The sequence below is a fragment of the Haloechinothrix sp. LS1_15 genome, assembly GCF_033042135.1.
GTDB lineage: Bacteria > Actinomycetota > Actinomycetes > Mycobacteriales > Pseudonocardiaceae > Haloechinothrix.
This window is the reverse complement of the sequence record NZ_WBXM01000005.1, coordinates 235,268-258,671: the sequence shown is the minus strand read 5'-3', so window position 1 is coordinate 258,671 and position 23,404 is coordinate 235,268. Positions and strand designations below refer to the sequence as shown.

General features: G+C 69.0%; 23 protein-coding genes. 11 read left to right on the top strand and 12 right to left on the bottom strand.

The features are described from left to right. Positions 1-24: 24 nt before the first annotated feature. Positions 25-714 (bottom strand): TetR/AcrR family transcriptional regulator, encoded by a 690-nt coding sequence (locus F8178_RS10465; protein ID WP_317494525.1) that lies wholly within the window; start codon positions 712-714, stop codon positions 25-27. A gap of 111 nt (positions 715-825) precedes the next feature. Here F8178_RS10465 and F8178_RS10460 point away from each other — a divergent pair, with 111 nt between their 5' ends. The 3 genes from F8178_RS10460 (at position 826) to selD (ending at position 4,026) form a co-directional block, all read left to right on the top strand. Beyond that, positions 826-1,725, top strand: coding sequence for a diiron oxygenase (locus F8178_RS10460; protein ID WP_317494524.1), 900 nt, complete (start codon positions 826-828; stop codon positions 1,723-1,725). Further along, entirely contained in the window at positions 1,722-2,801 is a 1,080-nt protein-coding gene (locus F8178_RS10455; protein WP_317494523.1) for a DUF4873 domain-containing protein, read from the top strand. Before F8178_RS10460 ends, F8178_RS10455 begins: the two co-directional genes overlap by 4 nt. Positions 2,802-2,958: 157 nt before the next feature. Then, positions 2,959-4,026, top strand: coding sequence for a selenide, water dikinase SelD (selD, locus tag F8178_RS10450; RefSeq protein ID WP_317494522.1), 1,068 nt, complete (start codon positions 2,959-2,961; stop codon positions 4,024-4,026). A 21-nt stretch (positions 4,027-4,047) separates the two neighbouring features. Here the strand turns inward: selD and F8178_RS10445 are convergent, their stop codons facing one another. The 7 genes from F8178_RS10445 to F8178_RS10415 form a co-directional block, all read right to left on the bottom strand. Then, a complete protein-coding gene (locus tag F8178_RS10445) occupies positions 4,048-5,775 on the bottom strand; it encodes an ABC transporter permease subunit (protein WP_317494521.1) in 1,728 nt (575 codons plus the stop codon). Between the two features lie 9 nt (positions 5,776-5,784). Beyond that, complete coding sequence (locus tag F8178_RS10440; RefSeq protein ID WP_317494520.1) at positions 5,785-6,594, bottom strand: ATP-binding cassette domain-containing protein; 810 nt, start codon at positions 6,592-6,594, stop codon at positions 5,785-5,787. 5 nt (positions 6,595-6,599) lie between these two features. After that, complete coding sequence (locus F8178_RS10435; RefSeq protein ID WP_317494519.1) at positions 6,600-7,511, bottom strand: putative selenate ABC transporter substrate-binding protein; 912 nt, start codon at positions 7,509-7,511, stop codon at positions 6,600-6,602. An 11-nt stretch (positions 7,512-7,522) separates the two neighbouring features. After that, on the bottom strand, positions 7,523-8,503 hold the full coding sequence (senB, locus tag F8178_RS10430) for a selenoneine biosynthesis selenosugar synthase SenB (protein ID WP_317494518.1): 981 nt from the start codon (positions 8,501-8,503) through the stop codon (positions 7,523-7,525). Then, positions 8,482-9,783, bottom strand: a complete 1,302-nt coding sequence (gene senA / locus F8178_RS10425; protein ID WP_317494517.1) for a selenoneine synthase SenA — start codon at positions 9,781-9,783, stop codon at positions 8,482-8,484. The genes senB and senA overlap by 22 nt, the downstream gene beginning before the upstream one ends. Before the next feature lie 168 nt (positions 9,784-9,951). Then, the gene (egtD, locus tag F8178_RS10420) at positions 9,952-10,926 is read right to left on the bottom strand and encodes an L-histidine N(alpha)-methyltransferase (RefSeq protein WP_317494516.1); all 975 of its coding nucleotides are present in this window, start codon (positions 10,924-10,926) and stop codon (positions 9,952-9,954) included. Between the two features lie 168 nt (positions 10,927-11,094). Then, positions 11,095-11,373, bottom strand: coding sequence for an Lrp/AsnC ligand binding domain-containing protein (locus F8178_RS10415; RefSeq protein WP_317494515.1), 279 nt, complete (start codon positions 11,371-11,373; stop codon positions 11,095-11,097). Positions 11,374-11,570: 197 nt separating this feature from the next. On the opposite strand from F8178_RS10415, the gene F8178_RS10410 reads away from it, so the two are divergent. Beyond that, the gene (locus F8178_RS10410) at positions 11,571-11,975 is read left to right on the top strand and encodes a VOC family protein (RefSeq protein WP_317494514.1); all 405 of its coding nucleotides are present in this window, start codon (positions 11,571-11,573) and stop codon (positions 11,973-11,975) included. Positions 11,976-12,281: 306 nt separating this feature from the next. Here F8178_RS10410 and F8178_RS10405 read toward each other — a convergent pair whose 3' ends face one another. Beyond that, positions 12,282-12,992: an alpha/beta fold hydrolase gene (locus tag F8178_RS10405; RefSeq protein ID WP_317494513.1), complete on the bottom strand. Its 711-nt coding sequence runs from the start codon at positions 12,990-12,992 to the stop codon at positions 12,282-12,284. Positions 12,993-13,187: 195 nt separating this feature from the next. Here F8178_RS10405 and F8178_RS10400 point away from each other — a divergent pair, with 195 nt between their 5' ends. From F8178_RS10400 to F8178_RS10385, 4 genes are all read left to right on the top strand, one after another. Further along, positions 13,188-14,423 (top strand): helix-turn-helix domain-containing protein, encoded by a 1,236-nt coding sequence (locus tag F8178_RS10400; protein WP_317494512.1) that lies wholly within the window; start codon positions 13,188-13,190, stop codon positions 14,421-14,423. A gap of 204 nt (positions 14,424-14,627) precedes the next feature. Next, positions 14,628-15,008 carry an ACT domain-containing protein gene (locus tag F8178_RS10395; RefSeq protein ID WP_317494511.1) on the top strand — a complete coding sequence of 127 codons (381 nt, stop codon included), beginning with the start codon at positions 14,628-14,630 and terminating at the stop codon, positions 15,006-15,008. A 104-nt stretch (positions 15,009-15,112) separates the two neighbouring features. Beyond that, on the top strand, positions 15,113-15,793 hold the full coding sequence (locus tag F8178_RS10390; protein WP_317494510.1) for an SDR family NAD(P)-dependent oxidoreductase: 681 nt from the start codon (positions 15,113-15,115) through the stop codon (positions 15,791-15,793). Positions 15,794-16,310: 517 nt separating this feature from the next. Next, positions 16,311-17,189 (top strand): mycobacterial-type methylenetetrahydrofolate reductase, encoded by an 879-nt coding sequence (locus F8178_RS10385; protein WP_317494509.1) that lies wholly within the window; start codon positions 16,311-16,313, stop codon positions 17,187-17,189. A gap of 76 nt (positions 17,190-17,265) precedes the next feature. Here F8178_RS10385 and F8178_RS10380 read toward each other — a convergent pair whose 3' ends face one another. Further along, positions 17,266-19,311 (bottom strand): PASTA domain-containing protein, encoded by a 2,046-nt coding sequence (locus F8178_RS10380; RefSeq protein WP_317494508.1) that lies wholly within the window; start codon positions 19,309-19,311, stop codon positions 17,266-17,268. Positions 19,312-19,577: 266 nt separating this feature from the next. Here F8178_RS10380 and F8178_RS10375 point away from each other — a divergent pair, with 266 nt between their 5' ends. Both F8178_RS10375 and F8178_RS10370 read left to right on the top strand, forming a co-directional pair. Continuing rightward, on the top strand, positions 19,578-20,930 hold the full coding sequence (locus tag F8178_RS10375) for a S8 family serine peptidase (protein WP_317494507.1): 1,353 nt from the start codon (positions 19,578-19,580) through the stop codon (positions 20,928-20,930). 42 nt (positions 20,931-20,972) lie between these two features. Then, the gene (locus F8178_RS10370) at positions 20,973-22,124 is read left to right on the top strand and encodes a CoA transferase (protein ID WP_317494506.1); all 1,152 of its coding nucleotides are present in this window, start codon (positions 20,973-20,975) and stop codon (positions 22,122-22,124) included. Between the two features lie 14 nt (positions 22,125-22,138). Here the strand turns inward: F8178_RS10370 and F8178_RS10365 are convergent, their stop codons facing one another. Beyond that, entirely contained in the window at positions 22,139-22,465 is a 327-nt protein-coding gene (locus F8178_RS10365; RefSeq protein WP_317494505.1) for an HNH endonuclease signature motif containing protein, read from the bottom strand. 319 nt (positions 22,466-22,784) lie between these two features. On the opposite strand from F8178_RS10365, the gene F8178_RS10360 reads away from it, so the two are divergent. Next, the gene (locus tag F8178_RS10360) at positions 22,785-23,084 is read left to right on the top strand and encodes a thiamine-binding protein (RefSeq protein WP_317494504.1); all 300 of its coding nucleotides are present in this window, start codon (positions 22,785-22,787) and stop codon (positions 23,082-23,084) included. A 77-nt stretch (positions 23,085-23,161) separates the two neighbouring features. Here the strand turns inward: F8178_RS10360 and rpmB are convergent, their stop codons facing one another. After that, a complete protein-coding gene (gene rpmB / locus F8178_RS10355; protein ID WP_317494503.1) occupies positions 23,162-23,353 on the bottom strand; it encodes a 50S ribosomal protein L28 in 192 nt (63 codons plus the stop codon). Positions 23,354-23,404 lie beyond the last annotated feature (51 nt).

The following is a 23,404-nucleotide window of genomic DNA, read 5'->3' as shown; positions in this document are numbered from 1 at the left end:
ACGCGGTGGAGGGTGTCCGTGGTCTCACTCGCCGAGTAGCCCGCGTAGCGGGGTGTCGGGGTCCAGCTCGATACCGACCGCACGCGCGTTTCCGCTGAGCATCGAGCACAGTGAGGTGGTTAGGAATCCGGTCAGCGTGGTAGAGGTCAATGCCTCGGTTTCGCCGGAATGCCAGCCGTTGACGACGGCGTCCACCAGGCCGAGCATGCCGAAGGCCGTCGGCCTGGCGAGGTCGGCGTCCAGGCCGTGGGCGTCGAGCCCCGCGGCGACGAGCCGTTCGATCCGCGCCGCGACCGTGGTCCGCGCCCCGGTGACCGCCCGCGAGGTCACCGCCTGCCGATCCCGCGAACCGGTGATCAGGAAGTGGTGGAGCCGCGGATGCCGATCGATCCACGCCAGGTACGTGCCGACCGCGTGCCGGATGGCGTCGCGCAGCGTGCCGTCCGGGACCAGGGTGGGGGTGAGCTCGGCGAGCAGCATCTCGACGATGCGTCGCCGTACCTGCTCGTCCAGGTCCTCGCGGCCGTCGAAGTGCCGGTACACCACGGGGCGCGGCAGATTGAGCCGCTGGGCGATGCGCCGCACGCTGACGTCGATGCCCTCGTCCTCGATCGCATTCACCGCGGCTTCGACGACCTCCGCGCGCCGCTGCTGGTTGTGCTCCTTCCAGCGCGCGGCGCGGCCGTCCGCGGGGGAGTCCGATGCTTTCAGCACGTGCCCGAGTCTAACCCGCCACGAGCATTGACTGTGACACTATGTCTCACTAATCTAGGTGTGACGATCGGTAACAGGAGCTTCCTGCTTGGCGAGCAAAGGAGCCGCGCTATGGCGGATGGCATTACCACATCCGACCGGGAGACGGTCGCCGCACGACTGCTCGGCGGCTCGGTCAAGCGGTCCTACGAGCCTGTGGTGGACATCGACTGGGATGCGCCACTCGATCCGGCCAAGCTGTTCCTGCCGGAGAAGGTGATCTCGCTGTACGGCACGGAACTGTGGCGACGCATGCCGCACGAGCAGCGCAGGGAGCTGTCCCGGCAGGAGCTGGCGAACGTACTCAGTGCCGGGATCTGGTTCGAGAACCTGCTCAACCGAATGCTGCTGCGCGACCTGCTCGGTGAGGACCCCACGGCCAGGCACAGCCACTACGCGCTCACCGAGATGGGCGACGAGTGCCGGCACATGGTCATGTTCGGCAGGCTCATCGACCGGATCGGCGCGCGGCCGTACTGGCCCCGCGGCCTCGGCAGGCTCGCTGTCCTCGGCTTACCGCTGTTCATCCACCGTTCCTTCGTCTGGGTGGCGGCGCTGATCGGCGAGGAGATCTTCGACGCGTTGCAGCGCAGGATCATGGACGCCGACGAGCTCGAACCCGTGGTGTCCCGCATGATGCGCATCCACGTCACCGAGGAGGCTCGGCATATCCGGTTTGCGCGGGAGGAACTCGCCCGCACCGCCGACGAGTTGCACTGGCTGGAACGGCAGTACACCGGCAACCTGATGGGCATCGGCGCGCCGCTGTTCACCGGGCTGTTCACCAACCGGCGTATGTACGAGCGAGCGGGCCTCGACGGTAAGGAAGCCAAACGGCAGGCCAGGAACAACCCGCACTTCCTCGAAGCGACCCGGTACGGGTTCGCCAGCCTCGGCCGTTTCCTGGACGAGGTCGGCATGATGCAACCCGTTTCCCGCGCGATGTGGCGGCACTGGGGTTTCCTGCCGTGACGGGGCAGGAAATGGCGGGCGCGGTGGATGTGCTGATCATCGGTGCCGGTCCTACCGGGATCCGCATGGCGCGCGCCCTCGACAGGGCCGGTATCGCGAAGTTCCGGGTACTGGAACGCGATGGCGCCCTCGGACGGGCCCCCTCCCGTGGCACGCTGCCCTCGCGGATCCACCGGGGGCGGGAGGTCACCGCGTGCGAGTTCGACGAGCACACCGACCGGTGGCGGGTGACCACCGCAGGCGGCGAGGTTCACCACGCCAGGGTCGTGATCCGCGCGCACGACCTCGGCCGGGACCTGATCGCCGGGCAACGGATCGCCGGGAGAGAGGAACGGACCCTTCACCAGAGGTGGTCCGGCGGGGTGGAGGCCTTCAACGCGGTCGCGGTACACGGATTCCCCAACCTCTTCCTGATGCCTGCCCCTGTCCCGGACGGTGGCACCCTGTCACGCAGGCGTACCGGTGCCGTGCAGGCCCGATACATCCTGCGGTGCCTCGAGCTGATGCGACGCCACGGCGCGAGCCGGATCGAGGTGCGCGCGGCGGTGCAGCGGGAGTTCAACCGGTGGCTGCGGCAGGAACGGACGGGTACTGCGGTAAGGTCCGACGAGCGTGCCGGAGGGAGGCTCGCCGGTCCGGCTGCGGGTGGAGCGCCCGGGGTCTTCTGGGTGGGGTCCCCTCGCTCGTACCGGCGCAGGTTGCGGCGCCTCAACCCGGCTCATTTCGACTGCACCACCTGGCACGATCGCGAACCCGAGCATGCCTACCACGGACCAGCCACGCTGTCCGCGGGCGAACGGCAGCTGCCGGTGACCGTCACGCTTTCCGGGCACGTCGAGCCGATCGACGGCAAGTACCACTGGTACGGGCGGGTGCACGCCCAGGAGGAGGTCGCCGCGCTGCAACGGGCCAACCGGTCGGGAGTGTCGTTGAGCCTGCCGGGCAGGCAGGCCGTGCCCGGGCGCCTTGTCGAGCGTGATCCGTGGGGGCACGTCCGGGTAGCGGGAACCGGTACACCTCCGTACCCGGTCGAGACGTTGTCGGAGATCGAGGCCGAGGCGGCTGGCGCGGGGTAGCGGCTCGGTGGGTGAGCGGTCAGCCCGGGCTCCGTCCGGCCGGCTATGAGGACCGGTGATCATTCTCGCCCGGACGAACCCTTACGGGGAACGTGCCCGCGCTGCTAGCGTCACTGTGCATCCCACCGTTGACCGTGCACGACGGGAGAGTCCGCGTATGAGCACCTCCGGCGAGCAGGCCGTGAAGTTGACCTCGCTCTCGCAAGGGGCAGGCTGCGCCTGCAAGCTGCCGCTGGCCAAGCTGGAGAACATGTTCTCCTCGCTCGGGGCGAACCTGGAAGGGGCATCCGGGGAGATGCTGATCGGTGCGTCAGAGGGCGACGACGCCGCGGTCTACCGGCTGGACGCCGAGCGCGCGCTGATCCTCACGACCGATTTCTTCACCCCCATCGTCGACGACGCCTACGACTGGGGGCGGATCGCCGCGACGAATGCGCTCTCCGATGTGTACGCCATGGGTGGCACCCCCATCATCGCGGTGAACCTCACCGCCTGGCCCGCCAACGACGTGCCGATGGAGCAGCTGTCCGATGTGCTGCGCGGCGGAGCGGACATCGCCCGGGAGGCAAGCTGCTTCGTCGGTGGTGGACACACCATCGATGATCCGATCCCCAAATACGGTATGGCGGTCGTGGGCATGGCCCATCCGGACCGGTTATTCCAGATCGACCGGCTCACCGCGGGCGAGGACCTGGTGCTGACGAAGGCGGTGGGCACGGGTGTGATCGCCACGGCGATCAAGAACGGCGGCGCTCGCCAGGAGTGGATCGACGCCGCAGTGGGTTCGATGACCACGCTCAATGCCGACGCCTGCGCGATAGCCGGAGGCGCGGGGGTGCGTGCCGCCACCGACGTCACGGGCTTCGGGTTGCTCGGCCACTTGCACCGGATGGTGCGGGCCAGCGGCCTGTCGGCAACCATCGACGCCGCAGCCGTGCCCACGCTGCCCGGTGCGCTCGAAGCCGTCGACCGGGGCTACGTTCCAGGTGGCACCAAGGCCAACACCGATCACCTCAGCGATGTCGTCGGCGTCGCCGATGGGGTTCCCTCGGCTGTCGCCGTGCTGCTGCACGACGCGCAGACCTCGGGCGGGGTGCTGATGGCGGTGCCGAAGGAGGCCGACACCGACGCCGTGGTGGCCCAGCTGCGCGCCAAGGATCTCCCGGCCGCGGTGATCGGTCGGGTGACCGAGGGGACCGCCGGTCACGTCACGGTGACTCCGTAACGCGGCGGGGCAGGGTTCGAGTCAACGCACCGTGCGCCGGACGGCGGCGCTGGTGAAATCCACGGCCAAGGTGAGCAGGATCAACACGAGTAAGGTGGTCAGCGCGCCCGCGTAGTCGAAGCCGTTGAGCTGTTGCGCGAGCGCGTAGCCGAGTCCACCCGCGCCGACGACGCCGACCACCACGGTTTCCCGGATGGTGACCTCCCAGCGGTACAGGCCGTAGGCGATGAATCGCGGTGTGGCCGACGGGACGACGCCGTAGCAGAACACCAGTGGCGCCGGAGCGCCCTGCGCCCGCAACGCGTGCAGCGGTCGCTCGTCGAGGTTCTCCGCGACCTCGGCCATCAACCTGCCGAGGACACCGGCGGTGTACACGCCGAGCGCCAGCGCACCCGGCAGGATGCCGGGATAGAGCACGAACAGGAACAAGAGCGCCCACACCGGCGGCGGGATCGCGCGCAACACCACCAGCAGCAGCCTGCTGGCTGCGAATATCAGCAGTCGCCCCGCACGGGCGGCTGCGCCGCCCGCGGTGTAGCCGCCACGGGGAAGGTGAGCGGCGGGGAAGGCGAGCGCGGCGCCACCCCAGAAACCGATCACCATGGCCAGGATCGACATCGCCAGGGTGACCATGCTCAGCTCGAGCAGTCCACCGGCTCCCGCTTCGCCGAGTGCGGGCGGCCAGGCGCCGGTGGCCAGCTGCCGCAGGTAGTCCCAGGTTTCGCCGCTGAACAACACCGCAAGATCCAGCCCGATCCACCACACCGACAGGGCGATCAGCACCAGCCCGAACAGGCAGGAACCCACCAGGAACGGGTCGTGCCGGTAACGGCCACCGGTGCGCGCGCCGCCCACCCGCTGTGTCCGCCTCGCGCGCACGCGGGAACTCCAGAAGTCCGCTGCTACGCACAGCACGATCAGCGCGTACAGCAACGTCCAGATCTCCTCGTAGCGGAGGCTCTGGAAGCTCAGGGACAGCTGGAAACCCAGGCCGCCTGCACCGACGAGACCGAGCACGGCCGCGCTGCGGATGGCGCACTCGAAGCGGTAGAAGGCGTAGGACAGCAGGTCGGACATCGCTGGTGGCAGTAGGCCGTACAGGATCGCCGCGCTCCGGCCCGCACCCGCCGCCAGCAGCGCCGAGTAGGGCTGGCGCGCGGTCTCGTCGAGCAGCTCGGAGAACACCTTCGCGGTGACCGCGCCGAAAGGGATCCCGATGGCCAGCACTGCCACCATCGGATCCAGCCCGAACACGATCAGGAAAATCAGACCCCACACGACCTCGTGGATCCCCCGAGGAACCACCATCACCGCCCTGGCCAGTGCCCAGTAGACGGTGCCTCGCTTGCCGTGCGAGCGGGGGCCGAGCGACCACCAGGTCTGCGAGGTCAGCACCCCACCGACGACGCCGATCACCAGGCTCAGCGCGGTGCCGAGCACCGCGTAAGCCAGCGTGGTCAGTGCCGCGGTGGCAGTCAGCGTGAGGAACTCGGCGTCGGCGCGCGGAGCCAGCGCCGCCGCGAAGAACTCCCCGAACGCGGGAAGGCCCTCAGCTCGCACCACGGCCCGGTCGCCGACCCCGGCCACGGCGAGCGAGCCGATCGTGGCGGCCACCACCACGAGTATCCAGAGACGGCGCTGCCGGGAACGGCGGGCGCCGCCGCTGCGTTCCGGTCGCCCGCCGAACCGCCGACGCGCGTCACCGTCCACGCTCTCGACGCCGTCCAGCGCGCGCAACGACACCGTCATGCCGGGCCCTCAATCCTCTGCGGCGGAAGGTTCGTCGGTGCGCTCGATGGTGTACAGCGTGCGAACCTCGTCGTCGGCGAGCTCCTCGCGGCGCTTGTCGAAGGCGATCGCGCCGGACCGCAGCCCGATGACCCGTTCGAACTTGTCGAGGGCCATGTCCACGTCGTGCAGGCTCGCCAGTAGCGTCGTCCCGGCTCCGGCACTGATGTCCAGCAGCAACTCCATGATCTCCAGGCCACGGGTCGGATCGAGGCTGGCCACCGGCTCGTCGGCCAGGATCGCGTCCGGTCGCTGCACGAGCACCCTGGCGATCGCGACACGTTGCTGCTCCCCGCCGGAGAGGTCACCGGTTCGCTCGTGCAGCTTGTCGGCGATACCGACCTGTTCGAGCGCTTCGCGGGCACCGTGGACCTCTCTGGGCAGCACCAGTGACAGCACCGCCTTCCAGAACGGCCACACCCCCAACCTGCCCGCGTTGACATTGTGGACGGTCCGGAGCTGGGCGACCACGTCGAACCGCTGATGAATCGTGCCGATGCGCCGCTGGGTCGCACGGATCCGCCGCGCCGAGGCGTGACGGTAGCTGCAACCGAGCGCGCGAACCTCCCCGCTCGTGGCCAGCGCCGTGCCGTTGAGCAGACCGATCAGGGTGGTCTTGCCCGCACCGCTCGGTCCGATGATCGCCACGCGCTCGCCGGGCCGCACCGTCAGGCTGACCCTGTCCAGTGCCAGCGTCGCACCACGCCGCACGCTGACCTCGCGCAGCTCGAAAGTGGTCGCCCCGGTGTCGCCCCCGTCCGCTTCCGGAACTCGCGTCATGGCGATCACAGCACCCCGGCGTCCCTGGCGACGTCCCGCAAGTCGTCGTAGTTGGCCGCTTCCGTCTCGACGAAACTACCTGCCTGGAACAGATCGAGGATCTCCCGATGCTCCGGGTTCTCACCGTCCAGGGCCAGCAGCGCGTCGGTCAACCGCTCGGTGAACCCGTCACCGAACTCCTCGTCGAGGTCGGGCCGGGCCAGCCAGTGGTAGTTGTGGTAGGTCGGGGTGCGGAAGACCTCGTGGATCCGATCGGTATCGATCTCGCCCGCCTCGACCCGGTCGTCCCACAACGCCGCGGACAGCGCCCCGACCTGGTAGCTGCCCTCCTCGACCAGCTTCGCCGTTGCGTCGTGCGACCCGGAGAATCCGACCTCGCCGGTGAAGTCGTCGAGCGCCACGCCTGCCTCGGTGAGGAAGTGTTGCGGCATCAGCCTGCCCGATGTGGAGGATTCGCTGCCGAAGGTGAAGGAATGTCCGGACAGCGCGGTCAGCTCGTCGAGATCGTCGAGTGGTTCGACGCCGGTACCGGTGTTGGCGACGAACACGCTCTCGAACTCCCTGTCGATGTCCCGCTGGATCAACGGCTCGGCACCGTCGACCCGTTCGGCGGCCTGCACCCCGCTTACCCCTCCGAAGAACACGAACTGCAGGTCCCCACGCTCGAACGAAGTGATCGAGGCGGTGTAGTCGGTGACCGGTACGTACTCGACCGCCACGTCGAGCCGCTCGCCGAGGTAGTCCGCCAGGGTGCCGTAGGTACGCTGCAACTCCTCGGGGTCCTGATCGGGGATGGCGCCGATGCTCAGTACCTCGTCGCGGTCACCACCCGCCGGGTCACCCGGTGCGTCGCCGCAGCCGGCCAGCAACAGTGACGCGGCACCGACCGCCAGTATGCTGCGGAACGTGTGGGCCATGGCACTTCCTTTCACGCTGGGACGGTCAGGGACAGCTCGGCCAGGAGCTCGGCCCAGGATGCTTCCTCACGCCGCGGGTCGACCACCGGACGCAGCTCGGCGACCCGCCTGGTGAGCCGCGTGTAGTAGCCGTCGCGGTCGATCTCGGCGGCGTGCAGGCACGTGGCCAGCGCCGCGGTGTCTCCCGGTGGGAAGTAGCCGGGGTAGTCTCGGCCGAGCAGTCCCGTCGAGCCCGGGATCTCGGAGGCGAGTACGGGAACTCCCGCCGCGAGCGCCTCGGAGATCACGTTGGCACCACCCTCGTGCCGGGACGTGAGCAGCAATAGCCTGCTGCGAGCCAGCACCGCCAACGCCTCGTCCCTCGGTAGCTCTCCGAGCCAGGTGTATCGCGGCTCCTCCTCGGCGGCGCGGCGCGCCCGGTCAGCCAGATCCGCGTCGAGCCCGGTCCCCACGTGCGTGATCGTCACGCGGGAGGACTCGGGCAGGAGTCGAGCAGCCTCCGCCGCGCGGAGCGGGTCCTTGACCTCGCGCAGGTGTGCGAGCACGGCGACTTCGAATGCGTCCTCCTTCGGCGGGAGGGGGGTGATCGGTGGCACGGATTGCACGATCACCCGGCAGCGCTCACGCAGCGGTGGGTCGAGCTGGTCCGTACCGCTGGGCTGGAGCACGACGATCCTGTCCGCTGTCTGAAGCACCGCAGGATCGACACCGGTGCTGCGTAGGTCGGGGTAGAGATCGGTGCCGGTCAACGCGAGCACGATGGGCGCGTCGGGATGGTCCGCGCGGAAGGCTGTGATCGAGTCACCGCTCTTGCGCGCGTGCAGCGCGACGAGGGCCGTGTAGCGACCGCCCCGGTACCGCTGGGCCACCTCGACCCGGTGACCCAGGTTCCGGAGGACGTCTGCCCAGCGCTGCACCGTGACCCCGTTACCGAACACGGTGGTCGGCGGGGCGGGGCTGATGAGCAGGATCATGGCGTGGTGACCGGGCACGTCCGGAACCCCGCGAGGACGTCCCTGCGGTCCGGGGTGAAGTAGTTGCGCAGCGTGGCGCGGATGTAGCGGCCGCGGGTGGGCCACCCTCCGCCTCTGAGGACCTTGCGGTGCCCGAAGAACTGCTCGGAGTTGTCACCGTAGGCGTCGCGCTCGAAATTGGGGTAGCCGGAGAAGTCGCTGGCGGTCCATTCCCAGACGTTCCCGATCAGCTGCCTGCAACCGTCCGGGGAGTCCCCTGCGGCGCAGGCCGTGACCGGCACCGGCCCGAGGGAACGCCAGTCGGTGGCCGCGTGCTCCGGCTCCGGAAGCCGGCTGCCCCACGGGTAGGTGGGCTTGTCACGCCTGCCCGCGGTAGCGGCGAACTCCCATTCCGCCTCCGTCGGCAACCGCCTACCCGCCCATCGGCAGTAGGCGTCGGCTTCCCACCAGCTGATGTGGCTGACAGGCAGGTCCGGTTCCAGCGCCACCCAGGTGTCGAAGTGTCTGCGCTGCCACCCGCCGTCCGGTCCCCGGCGCCAGTACACCGGGTGCCGCGCGCCGGTCGCCGCCAGCCAGGCGCCGCCGTCCGACCACAGGTGGAGGGTGGTGTAGCCACCGTCGTCGACGAACTCGGCGAACTCGCCCTGGGTCACCGGGGTCGAGGCCATCGCGAACGGTCCGACGTCGACGGGGTGGGCCCACTTCTCGTTGTCGTAGACGAACGGATCGGCCCGGTAGGCCCCTAGCGGGAACCGGCCGCCCTCGAACGACACGTCCTTGCCCTCCGGTGTGCCGTCCGAGCCGAACGTGGCACCGGAATCGGTCAACCCCGGCAGGGCGGGGGCGGGTAGCCCGAGAGTCTGCCTGGTGTAGGTGAACGCCTCGGTGTGGGTGTCGTGGTGGTGCACCGTGTAGCGGGCGAAGTGGCGCACCACGTCGTTCGCCGTGCCCGCGGTGACCTCGTGGGCGACCCGCTCGGCGACGGTACGCATGTAGGAGACGGTGTCCTCGCGGGGCGGCAGCGCCAGGTACCAGCGCGTGTCGTGGGGGATCGCACCGGAGTCGTAGATCGCGTCGGTGTGGGGCAGGATCGGCTCGTACCCGCATGCGCGGCGCAGCACGAAGAGTTCTTGGAACCAGGCGATGTGCCCGATCTCCCAGATGAGGGGATTCACCTCGGGCAGCAGTGGCCCGACGAGTTGCTCGTCGGTGAGGTCGTTGACCAGCTGCTGCGCCCGTTCCGCGGCATCCACCACCCAGCTTGCCAGCTCGTCAGCCGCGACCGCTCGATGTTCCACAACGCCCTCCTTCGCGCCACCGAGGCTGTCGGGACGTGTCGAAACCTTACGGCCCCTCCCCGACAGCGAGCACCGACAGCGATGAAAACACAGCAGAAGACGCCTGTCAGCGTCCGTTCGCGTTGATCTTTGTCATCCTGGTGACACGCCCGGAGCGGCCGTCGGCGGTCAACCGGCGGCGCGCGCCAGGCTCACCGCGAACCGCGCCTCGTCGTCAGTCCACCAGCTGTGCAGCGAAAACCCCGCGGCGGTGAGTTCGGCGGCGACCCGGTTCCTGCGAAACTTCGCCGATACCTCGGTACGCAGCTCCTCGCCCTCGGCGAAGTCGACAACGAGGTTAAGCGCTGGCAGCGTCACCCGCATGGCGCGCGTGGCGCGCAGCCGCATCTCGATCCACTCTTCCTGCTCGTTCCACTCCGCGCGGTGGTCGAATGCCGCAGGGTCGAAATCGGCTCCGAGCTCGACGTTGAGCACGTTCAGCACGTTGCGGTTGAACTCGGCGGTGACGCCCCTGTCGTCGTCGTAGGCGCGCACCAGCGTGTCCCGATCCTTGACCAAGTCGCTGCCCAGCAGTAGCCATTCCCCGGTGTCGAGGGTGTTGCGGACGGACTCGAGGAACTTCGCGCGCTCGTCGGGAAGCAGGTTGCCGATGGTCCCACCGAGGAAGGCCACCAGTCGCGGCCTGTGTCCGTCGGGGACCGTCAGCGCGCTGGTGAAGTCGGCGACCAATCCGTGCACCCGCAGCCAGGGGTAGGCCGCCGCGATGTCGTGCGCGGTCTCGCGCAGCGCGTGCTCGGAGACGTCCAGCGGGTAGTACTCGCGCAGCGGGCCCGCCCCGGTGAGCGCCCGCAGTAGCAGGTGAGCCTTATCCGGTGCCCCCGAACCGAGCTCCACAAGGGCCGTTGCCTCCGTGATGGCCGCCAGCTCGTCCGCCTTCGCGGCGAGGATCTCGCGTTCGGCGGCGCTCGGGTAGTACTCGGGCAGCCGGGTGATCTCCTCGAACAGCTCGCTGCCTCGGTCGTCGTAGAACCACTTCGGCGGCAACCACTTCGGCGTCGCGGTCAGCCCTGCGATCACGTCGGCACGCAGCGCCTGCGCCGCCTGCTCGGACGTGTGGTGGACTTCGACGGTCGCCGGGGGCATGGTCACCTCGCTGGGTCGCTGGTGCGGTCGGTACGCACGGTCAGCACAACGGTACCGGCCACGCGCGGCACGGTGTCGGCCGCCGAGGTCGGGGCGTTCAGCGGACAGCGGTGCGCTCGGTGGGCACAAAACGTGGCGGGGGATCCGTTCGTCAGGGGAGATGTCGGGTCAGGTCTGGCCGAGTGAGAACGCGGATTCTGTTTCCGCTCGGGAATACGAGCGGAACGCGATGTGTGTGTCGGTGGCGACTACGCCGGGAACCTTGCTGATCCGCTGCGGGATCACCGCCGCCAGATCCTCGTGATCGGGTACCCGCACGAGAGCGACGATGTCGATGTCACCCGCGCAGGAGTAGACCTCCGACACCCCGTCGATGTCGGCGATCGCCTGCGCCGTCTCGGGGATGCTCTCCGGTGTGGCGTGCACCAGCACGATCGCGGTGATCACAGTTGCCCTCCTCGCGTGCTGCGCGACAGGAAGCGGTCCGGTTTCCACCGTGATCGTAGCCGCAGCCGTCCGCGAGCGCCGGTCACCAGGCCGGATGATGTCCAGCCTGCGCGGCCGATGAGTTCCGTGAGCGCGTGGAGTCTACCTGGGTGAGGCACACGCTTTCTACCGCTGACAAGGAGCACAAGGAGCACAAGATGTCGAGGAAGATGTTCGTCAACCTGCCTGTCGCCGACCTGACCAAGTCGGTGGAATTCTTCACCGCGCTCGGTTTCACCTTCGATCCGAACTTCACCGACGAGAACGCCACCTGCATGATCGTCGGCCAGGACGCCTTCGTCATGCTGCTGGTCCGGGACTTCTTCGACGGTTTCACCAAGAAGTCGATCTGCGACACCACCTCCCACACCGAGGCGATCATCGCGCTGTCGGCCGAGCACAGGGAGCAGGTCGACACCCTGGTCGACACGGCGCTGGCCAGCGGGGGAGCGCCGTCCAACGAGCCGATGGAGATGCCGGGCATGTACGGCAGGAGCTTCGCCGATCTCGATGGCCACCTCTGGGAGGTCATGTACATGGATCCGGCCGCGATGGGGCAGTGACGCCGGAGACGGTACGCGACCGACGGGCGGCGCCGCACGCCTCAGCGATCGCGTGCGCTCTCACGGAGCCGTCCCGAGGCAACAGTCTCGGCGCGGTCGCCCCCGGGCTGGGCCTCCCCCTCGCAGCAGGATTCCTTCCACTTGCACATCGGGCACAGCCACCTGGTGCGGGTGGGTTCGAACACCGTGGCGCAGCGCGAGCACTCGATCATCCATGTCCCTCCCGGTTCGTGGTTCACGGGATCGCGGGACCATGGTGCCCCAACCGCCTCGCGCGGTCAGGCGCCGCCCGACACGGGCACCTCGTTAGCTGACGAAGTCGACGACCTGCCCCGCTACGACTTCGTCACGGGGTAGTTCGTTGTGGCCGATGCACTCGGTCTTGGTGTTCTTCGCGCCGTCCAGCAGCACGCTGTCGGTGGGATCGATGATCCCGTCGCAGGGTGACCACCAGGTGCCGTAGTCGACGGGGCCGGGCGTCTCGTCTCCCTCATTGAGGGTGGTGAGGAAGTTCGATCCGGGACGCATCTCGAAACAGGCGGTGTAGAAGCAGCCGTAAGCCCAGTTGGTGCCGTGATTCGGCCCGCCGAGGGAGACCCACGAGCTGACGTTGTCGGTCCCGCCGAGGAACTTCAGGTACCAGCGCGTGTTGAGGCCACCCATGGAGTGGGTGACGACCCCGACCCGCTCGGCGCCGGTCTCGGACTTCACGTAATCGACGGCCTCGGAGAACTCCTCGGCGATGGTCCGGTTCGACTTCGTCGAGCTGTAGGTGAACTCCCACAGCGAGGTGTAACCGTTGTCGCGGAACTCCTCGGCCATCACGCTCCAGTCGGTCTTGGTGCTGCCCTTGAAGCCGTGCACGAAGATCACGGGCTTGGCCTCGGCGGAGACGGCCGATGCTTGGGGAACGGCCGTGGCGGTGGCCGCCGCCACGGCGGTAGCCACCACCGCTACCGCGGCGCGCAGGAAGTAGCCGCGCGGACGGCGGGGACGTAACCGGTCAGATGCGGTCATGGGATCAGCTCCTCACATCGTGATGACGTAAGCATGGATCGGCCTGCGGCTGGATGTCTGTGCGTCAGCGGACCAACGTTCGCCGGTCCAGGGTTGTGCACCGGCACAGGTCATCGGACGGTGGTTGTGATCTCGCGTGGATCGGGTACCGTGCGATGCCACCCGCGCGTGCCGTCGAGGGATCCGGAGCGTGTGATGGACAAGTCGCACCACGCCCAGCTGGTCGACCGTGTCCGGGTCGAGCTGCCGGAGCTGAGCGCCCGAGTGGTCGAGGAGATCGTCGAGTCACTGCCGTCGTTTCGTGCGCTGCCGCGCGATGTGGTGGCCACCGAGGTCGGCGACGCGGTCCACGAAACGCTAGCGCTGGTGCTCGACGCGTTGCAGGGCGACCAGCTGCGCACTGAGCAGCTGGCGGGGCCGCTACGCCGGGTGATGGCGCGGGTGGACGAGCGCCCCGCACCCGCCGAGGTGTTCAGCGCGTACTTCATCGGTGCGCGTGTGGCCTGGGAACGCATCCGTGACCGCGCGGATGCGCCGGAGCTGCCCCAGCTGCTGCGCCTTGTCGAGCCGATGACGCGGCAGTTGCAGTACGCGGTGGCCGCGGCCACGGATACGTATCTCGACGAGGATCGGCACCTGCAGGGTGAGGTGGGGGAGGCGCGGCGGGAGCTGGTGGCCGCCCTGCTTGCCGGGGAGCCCACCGACGCGCTGGCCGCGCGTGCGGGCGTCGGTGTGACCGGCAGCTACGTTGTTGTCGGGTGGTGCGTCGCTCCCCCGTCGGTACCGCTGACCGGAAGGTCGATACTGGTGTGGCGGAGGCGGATCCGCGCGGCGTTCGACGAGGCGTTCGGCTCGACCGTGTTGAGCGAGCTCGGCAAGCGGGGCGGTACGGCACTGGTGCCGTGCTCACCAAGCGACCCGCGGGTAACGGTGACGGAGCTGCGAGGGTTCGTCGACGATCTGGGGCGGATCGTCGGCGCGCCGGTGACGGCGGCGGCCTCGGTGGCCGGTACAGCCGAAGCCGTCCCGCGTGCGGCGGAGGAGGTGCGAGATGTGTTGCAGGTGGCCTCCCGCCTCGGTCGACCGCCAGGCCTGTACGAGCTGGACGATCTGCTGCTCGAAGTGCAGCTCGCACGCCCCGGCACTGCCAGCGATCGCCTTGTCGGGTTGCTGTCCGCACTGGAGTCACATCCCGACCTGGTGCGGACACTACGGGTGGCGCTGGAGACCAACGGCAATCGTCGCAGGGCGGCCGCGGCGCTGCACGTGCACCCCAATACGCTCGTTTACCGGCTCCGCCGCATCGCCAAGCTCACGGGTCAGGATCCGACCAGGCCGGACGGGATGCGGGTGCTGTTCGCGGCGTTGACCGCACACGATATACGCGAGTCCGACCCCGACGGGCGAGCGGAGCGCCACGAGCTCACATGAGCACAATGGATGCACTAGCGCCGGATCCCGCGCACCGTAAGCTGGTTCCTGCGGCGACGTTAGGCCGTCGAGCGGCTGACCGAGCGGCGCACCGCGGTGGCTCGCGTGGTGGCGCGGTTGGCAGGATCGGCGCCTCCCCCTTCCGGATGTCGACACACCGCGGTGGGAGGAGGAAACTGGGGGTCCACTCCACGGGAGGTAGCCATGGAGGCTTTCATTTTCGACGTGCCCAACCGGCCCGGTGAGCTCGCCCGGGTGAGCGCGATACTGGGCAAGCACGGTGTCAACATCGACACGGTGGCCGGTTTCGGCGCGGGGGAGCAGGGTGCGTTCGGCCTGATCACCAGCGACGAGGATACGGCTCGCGCGGCTCTCGACGAGGCGGGCATCAGCTACCGTAGCTGCCCGTGCATCACGGTGGGCGCGGCCAACCAGCCCGGCGAGCTGGACAGGCTCACCAGGCGGCTCGCGGACGTGGACATCAACCTGGAGTTCATCGCACCGGTCGAGCTGGGGCACTCGGCCACGCTGGCGCTCGGCGTCGCCGACCCGGCGGCGGCGCGCGCGGCGCTGGGGATGAACTGACGCCGTACCCCCTCGGTGGCGCGTGCCGGAGGTGTCCCGGATGATCGGCCGGGCAGGCATACGGGCCCGTCCCGGCACGCACCACGATGCGAGGAGGTTCGGCGATGAGCAGGACGGCGCTGGTCACCGGGGGCACCGGTGGGCTGGGCACCGCGGTGACACGGACCATGCTCGACCAGGGATGGCGGGTCGTCGTGCCGTGGATCAGTGAGGAACACCGTGCCCGGCTCGACGATCACCCCCGGCTGGAGTTCGTCGAGGCCGATCTGTTCGAGGAGTCGCAGGCGGCGGTGGCAGCGGAGCGCGCGGCATCGCAGGCGGCTGCCCCGCTGCGGGCGGTGGTCAATCTCGTGGGTGGGTTCGCCATGGGAGGCACCCTGCACGAGACCCCGATCACCGAGTTCGACCAGCAGATGCGGCTGAACGTCCGGCCGACGTACCTGGTCTCGCAGGCGGCGCTGCCGCACCTGCTGGACGCGGGAGGGGGCGCGATCGTGTGCGTATCCAGCAAGGCCGCGCTCAAGCCGTTCCGCGGTGGCGCAGGCTACGTCACCTCCAAAGCGGCGGTGCTTGCGCTGGTCGACACGCTCGCCGTCGAGTACGGCAAGCGGGGTGTCAGGGCCAACGCCGTGTTGCCCGGCATGATCGACACGCCAGGCAACCGTGCCGCGCAACCGGACGCCGACCGGAGTGGCTGGACGCCGCCTGAGGAGATCGCCAGGGTGATCTCGTTCCTGTGCGAGGAGAGCTCGGGCGCGGTGAACGGGGCCCGGATACCAGTATAGGTCTGATCCCGACTCCCGTCGCGCTGTGGCACGGGCGAGCGCGCCGGACCCGGTGCGTCATGGGCAACGGTTGCGCATGTATCGCGATTTCTTATCGCGCAACGCGTTCCGTAATGTGTTTTTCGCGGTGAGAACTGTCACGGGTGTCCGGAGAATTCGTTCCGAATTCGTCCGTACCGCGGGTCGGGTGACGAGTGTCACCGCACGATTCTTCACGGTGCGTCATCGCTGGTTAAGGCGGTCGCTCGAGCAGAGGGGTCGCGCGTCGTTCGAGGTCATCGGCTAGGTCCGCGGATGGCTCCTCGCGCAAGAGGCATGCCGGAGAATCCGCCGTTCAGCGTAGTTCCGGGAACCGGTGCGCGTTACGATTTCTGCGCAGTGGTTCCCGCCCGCTCTTCGCCGACAGCGTTGTCGCCGCCTGATCTTGCGATAGGCTTCCTGCAGCGTTTGGTGAACTCTGCCGTGATCGACGTCGACAGAACGAGCATTGTCGACAGGAGGGAAACCTGAGTACGACATGAACACCATCGCACTCGAGCTCGTGCCGCCGGACCTCGACGGGGGCGTGGATGCCGCCGTCGCCGAAGGCCGGAAAGTGGCCGAGAACGCCCGCGCGACCGGGATGACCGAGCGCATCAAGCATCTCATGATCCCCGGGATCATCCCCGAGGACGACGACCGGCCGGTCGAGATCAAGCAGAAGATGGACACCCTCGACTTCTGGAACACCGTCCGGCCCGAGATCGGGGACGTGCGCGGTCTCTGCACGCAGGTCACAGCCTTCCACGAGAAGCAGCAGCTGACCGAGCGCCTCCAGAACCTGGTCGATGCAGGCATGGATGGCGTCACGTTCGTCGGGGTGCCGCGCACCATGGTCGACGGTGAAGGCCCCGGGGTAGCGCCCACGGACGCGCTGAGCCAGTTCCAGGACGTCGTGGACAACCGCGGCGTGATCCTGATCCCGACTCGGGAGGGCGAGCAGGGCCGGTTCAACTTCAAGTGCGAGCGTGGCGCGACCTACGCTATGACGCAGCTGCTGTACTCCGAGGCCATAGTCGATTTCCTGACCGATTTCGCCAAGCAGACGCCCCACCGCCCGGAGATCCTGCTGTCCTTCGGCTTCGTCCCGTCGGTGGAGAGCCGGGCGAAGCTGATCGACTGGCTCATCCAGGATCCCGGCAACGACGCGGTCGCCCGTGAGCAGGAGTTCGTGGCCGATCTCGCGCAGCGTTCCTTCGCCGAGCGTAAGCGGGCACTCGTCGACCTCTACAAGCGCGTGATCGACGGGGTGCACGACCTCGGCTTCCCTCTGAGTATCCACCTGGAAGCTCCCTACGGATACTCCAAGCCCGCCTTCGAGACCTTCGCGGAGATGCTCGACCACTGGGAGCCGTGACCACCCCGAGCGCGATCCCGCTCGCTACACGGCGGGATCGCGCTCATGGGAGTGCTGCGGGGCCGCCGGGCAAGGACTAGGCTCCACCAGAGTCACCGGGGGGTTCGCGGGAACCGTCGGAGCTGTTATCGCTCGCGTCCTGCTGGGCGTCCGCGTTGCCGGGCTCGGCGCCCTCCTGGCCGTCCTGGTCATCCTCTTCTTCCTGTTGATCGGTATCGCGGGTGCCGCTGGCGTCCTCGCCCGTGGTTCCCGTGGGGGTTGGCTCGCCATCGTCATCGGCTGACCGGTACTCGCCGAGGTAGAGCGTGACGGGGTCGTCGGCGTCGATGTCGCGTCCCGCACGTGGCAGCGTGGCGGTGACCCTGCCGTGCTCCTCGCGGTCGGTGACGGTCCGCCGCCGTATCGATACATCACCGGTATGCGCGGTCCCGTCGAGGGCGGAGCGTGCCTCGCTCTCGGTCATGCCGACCACGTCCGGCATCGTGAACGCCTCCTCGTCCGGGCCGGTGGAGACCCGGAGCGTCACCTCCGAACCCCGTACCGCCTCGCCGCTTCGTGGCGACTGGCCGACCACGGCGTTCTCGGGTTCGTCCGACTCGACGTCGGTGCGGAGGACCTCGAACCCGGCCGCCTCCAGGCCGGTACGGGCGAGCGCGTAGGTGTGGCCGACGTAATCGGGGACCTCGATCATTTCGGGCTCGCCGTAAACCTGGAGCGTGACCACCGCGCCCTGCTCGGTGTTCGTGCGGGGGTCCGGGGTATGGCCTGCGACCTGGCCGGCGCGCTCGGGGTCGTTGTTGTCGACCTCGTCTGTGGCCGGCTCCAGCAGCAGGTCGTGCTCGTCGATGATCTCCTCGGCCTCGTCGACGCTCATGCCGGTCAGATCGGGCATAGCCAGTGTCTGGGGCGGCCGCCCGACCTCGAGGTGAATCGGGGTGCTGACCGGGTGGCTGCTGCCCTGCTCTGGCTGGATGTCCACCACGGTGCCCGCGTCGTCGGGCGAGCACGGGGGAGCCTCCCCGTAGGCCTGCGCCCAACACGGCACGGAGCCGCGCTGGAAGTCGTGGAAGCCGGCGTCGCGCAAGCTGCGCTCTGCCGAGTGATACTCCTGCCCGACCACGGGGGGGACCGTGGCGACGCGCACGCCCCGGTCGAAGAACCCGCCCAACCAGAGGGCGAACGCGCCCGCCGCGACGGCTACCGCGGCGAGGACCAGGAGCATGCGGTTACGCCGCCTGCCCCGTTCGCGCCACTCCTCGTCGGTAGCGTCGGAGGCGTCCGCGGTACCGGTGGCCTCGGTGGTACCGGTGTCGGCCATCGCGGCGGGCGCGGTGAGCGCCGCTGGCGGCCTGCCCGCCAGCACCCGCAGCACATCGGCCCGTACGGCGAGCGCCGATGCGTAGCCGCTGTCCGGGTGGATGTCCAGTGCGGTGAGGGTCACCGCATCGAGCTCGTGGGGCAGGGCCGGGTTCCACGCCGAGGGCGGTGCCGGTGTTCGGCGGCCCGCGAGATGCGGGTGGGTGCTGTGCGTCCCGTGCGGCGGGTGGCCGGTGAGGAGCTCGTAGAGCAACATGCCGATGCCTCGGACATCGGCATGCGTGCCGCCCGGTTCGTCTCCCGCGGCGTTGCGGTGCGCCACCTTGCCGTGACCGATATCGGTCACCTTGACCGCGCCCGCGGTCGTGAGCATGACGTTGCCCGGCGTGAGGCGTCCGTGGGTCATGTCCGTGCGGTGGGCGACGTCCAGCGCGACGCACACATCGGCGATGATTTTCAGTGCCTGTTGTGGCTGGAGCGGGCCACCCTCGGCCAGGCGTGCCCGCAGCGTCACGCCCTCGACATACTCGGTCACCACGTACGGCACGGTGCCGCCCCCGGTCTCGGCCGTCCCGGAGTCGTACACGGCCACGACAGCGGGGTGGTTCAGCGCCGCGGCGTGCAGTACCTCGCGGCGGAACAGTTCGCACGCTGCCGCATCCGCGGCGAGCTCGTGCCGAAGGAACTTGATCGCCACCGGGCGATCGAGCCGCGTATCGCGCCCGCGAAAGACCTCGGTGACGGCTCCCGCGCCGAGAACCTCACCCACGTCGTAGCGTTCCGCCAGCTGCCTCACGGCGTCCATGTCGAGTGAGCGGATCAGTGCCCGACCCGCGTACCTGCTTGTCGACCCACCGGCTGTACCTCCCGTTACCGAAGCCGCTGTCCAGTAAACGAGCAACCCCCATCTTCCATCACGCGGCATCGCCGCGACGCCGCGCCACATCACTCGATCGATACGGGGAGTTACCGAACGCGCGAGGCGCGTACGCCGCTCGGGACGGTGTCGTGACGCGGTCGCCGGAGCGGTCGTTGAGCAGGCAGAGGGGCGATGGATCCGGGAGGTTCGTGGTGGCGGTATCGACCGGTGCCTGTACGGTTCCCGCACACCGTCGCGGCAGGTCCCGGGTGGTGGTACGGCTCGCCACGGCGGCGGTGCTGTTGCTGCTGGGGCTCGCCGTCCCACAGCCTGGCGGTGCCGCCACGGGGGACCAGCCGCGTACCTGGAACTTCGAGCAGGCCGCGGTTCCCGGGGCGCAGCAGCCGGGCAGGCACGGCGAAGGCGTCACGGTCGCCGTGGTCGACACCTGGATCGACACCGAGCACCCGGACCTGCGTGGCCGGGTGGCGGGGCAGGCGAGATGCGTGGGCGAGGGCGGCCGGTGCCGCGAGGCTGAGCAGCGGCGGGACCGGTGCACCCACGGCACACACGTGGCTGGCACGATCGCGTCGCGCGGTTACGGAGTGGCCCCGCAGTCCGAGCTGCTGGCGATCCAGGCGCTTTCGCACGACCGGCACGCAGGCTGCGCAGGTGACGCGCGGGACGTTGCTGCCGGTATCCGCCACGCCACACGGCATGGTGCGGATGTGATCAACCTATCGGTGGCGAACCTGGTGCCCGGGGTGTTCGACAGCCCCGCGATCTCCGACGCGGTGCGGCACGCGGCCCGCGCCGGGGTCGTGGTGGTCTTCGCCGCGGGAAACACCGGGCTGCCCGCGGCGCCCGACTACGCCGACGTCGCCATCGTGGTCGCCGCGACCGGTCCGGACGGCGAGCTCGCGCCGTACTCCGCGCGAGGTAGCACGGTGGACCTGGCCGCGCCCGGTGGCTACTCGGGCGCCGGTGGTGCCGCGACCTGCCGGGAGGCCAGCTGCGTGCTCTCGACCGTTCCCGGGCAGGAGTACGAGCTCAGGCAGGGCACGTCGATGGCCGCGCCGCACGTCGCTGGCACCGCTGCGTTGCTGGCGGCGCGGGTACCCGATGCCGGGCGCACGTCGATCCTGCGGAGCATGCGGGAGTCAGGGCGGACGTTGAGCGGCACCCGCCATGGCAGGCTGGATGCCACGGCCGCTACACGTCACGCCGAGGCGTTGGTGCGGCAGTGGCGGCAGCACGACACCGGCGGGGCGACCGGCGAGACGGGCTCCGGAAGGGAGGAACCCGCGGACACCGGCACACCAGAGCGCGCACCGGAAACCCGGGGGGACATGCCTGCCACCGGCACAACCGCCCCGGAGGAGGGCATCACGGACGATCAGGAGGCGTCGCCTCCCCCGGAACCAGAGGCCGGCCAGCGGCCCGGCCCGCACGATCGGGAATACCCCCTTGGATCTCCCTACGCCGTACCGGCACTGGTGGCGCTGGGCAGCGGGTTGGCACTGATGGTGCTGCTCGGCGCGCTGCGGTCTATCCCGCGGCGATGACAGGACTGCCGGGAGCGGGCCGGCGTCTGATGGGATGGCGTGATGGCTGCACTGTCGGATGTCGTTGTCGCGGATTTCTCCAGGGTGCTCGCGGCCCCGTACGCCACCATGCTGTTGGCCGACATGGGCGCCGATGTGATCAAGGTCGAACACCCCGAACGGGGAGACGAGACACGAAGCTGGGGGCCGCCGTTCGCCGATGGCGAGGCGACCTACTTCCTGTCGGTCAACCGCAACAAGCGCTCGCTCGCGCTTGACCTGCAGGACCCCGACGGGAGGCGGCGGGCCGCCGAGCTGGCGCGGCGGGCGGACGTCGTGGTGGAGAACTTCCGGCCGGGCACGATGGCGAAGTACGGCCTGTCCTACGAGGAGGTGCGGGCACGCAACCCCGCGGCGGTGTACTGCTCGATCACCGGATTCGGGTCCGGTGAGGGTGCCTCGCTACCCGGCTACGACCTGCTGGTGCAGGCGGTGGGCGGACTGATGAGCGTGACGGGCCAGGAACCCGGGCAGCCGGTCAAGACCGGGGTGGCCGTGGTGGACGTGCTCACCGGCCTCCACGCGGTGACCGGGATATTCGCCGCGCTGCGCCAACGGGACGTCACGGGCGAGGGTCAGCTCGTCGAGGTGAACCTGCTGACCTCGCTGCTGTCGAGCATGGTCAATCAAAGTGGCGGTTACACGCTCGCCGGTGCGGTTCCCGGTATCCTGGGCAACCGACACCCCTCTATCGCCCCCTACGAGGTGCTGCCCACGGCGGATACACCGATGGTGGTAGCGGTCGGCAACGACCGGCAGTTCGCGGCGCTGTGCGAGGCGCTGGGCAGGCCGGAGCTCGCCGGGGACCGCAGGTTCGCCACCAACCGCGACCGTGTCGGCCACGTCGAGGAGCTCAGCGAGTTGCTTTCCGGCGAGTTGCGGCGGCGCACTGCCAGGGAGTGGTTCGACGTGCTGACTCCGGCCTGCGTGCCGTGTGGCCCGGTGAACGACATGGCCGGGGCGTTCGCGCTCGCGGAGGAGCTCGGCCTCGCGCCACGCGTCCGGATCGGCGACGGGGAGGGGGATGACGAGTTCGTAGCGAACCCGATCGGCCTGGCGAGCACCCCGCCGGAGTACCGTACGCGGCCGCCGCGGTTGGGTGAGCACACCGAGGAGATCACCGCCTGGCTCGATGGCAACAGCACGGCAGGATGAGCACCGCTGTCCACTCAGAAGGGTGGGATGTCGTCGTCGGGTGGGCCGCTGGAGGGACGGTCGGGTGTGGATGACCCGTCGGGTGGCTTCTCCGGTCTCCGTCGGGTTTCGGTGTAGGTGCGTCCGGTCGGGGTGGTGATGGCGGTGGTGCCTGCGGCGGGGTCGGTGTGAATGCTCCAGCCGGGTACGCCTTTCAGCGTGTGGTGGTGTTGGCATTTGGCGCCGCCGTTGGCGGTGCTGGTTTCCCCGTGGTGTTGCCATTCGGTGAGGTGGTCGAAGTCGCAGCTGTGGGCGGGGCGGTGGCAGCCGGGGGCGGTGCATTCGGCGTCGCGGACGGCCACGAGGTCGCGGATGGTGGTCGCGCGGGCGGCACATGATCGGCAGGCAGGAACAGCATCCCGGCTGGATGAGCAGCTTCCACGAACTGTGTCACAAAGCACAGTATAACGAATATGCGTTCGATACACAATCGTTACCAGAGAGTGGTGTTGATTAGGTGGTGCTCGCTCGTCCAGGCGCGCGACGGGAACGGCTCAGCGCTGGGCGGCGCAGAACGCATGCCAGGCGAGGGTCGGAACGACCAGCACAGCATGTGGTTCCGCAGCCACCCCGTTCGGTCACTCCTGCCCACCATGCCGTCGCTCCTGGCAGAGTGAACGCATGATCGTAGCGTTCAGCATTAGCCCGGGTGTGGCCGACGAGGACGGCGGCGTCGGCGAGGCGGTGGCCGAGGCGGTCCGCGTGGTGCGGGAGTCGGGGTTGCCGTACGAGACCAACGCGATGTTCACCAACGTCGAAGGTGAGTGGGACGATGTGATGGCCGTGATCAAAAGCGCTGTCGACGTGGTGTGCGAGCGCTCACCACGGGTGGGGCTGGTTCTCAAGGCCGACATCCGGCCCGGCTACGAGGGGCAGCTCGAGGCGAAGGTGCGCCGGATCGACCGGCACCTGGAAACGTAACCGTTCCGCACGGGCTGACCCGCACAGCAGTACGGCCCGGGATCGAATCATCCCGGGCCGTACTGCTGTGCGGCGTCTCAGCCCTGGGGGACCTTGCCCCCCTTGATGCAGGAGGTGCACGCGTTGATGCGCTTCTTGTTGAAGCGGTCGGACTTCACGTGCACGGTTTGGATGTTCGGGTTCCACCGGCGGTTGGTACGCCGGTGCGAGTGTGAGACCTGCTTGCCGAAGCCCGGCCCCTTACCACAGACGTCGCACACGGCAGCCACGTCGAACACTCCTTCAAAAGGTCACGGAAATGAACAGGCCTGAACGCGCCA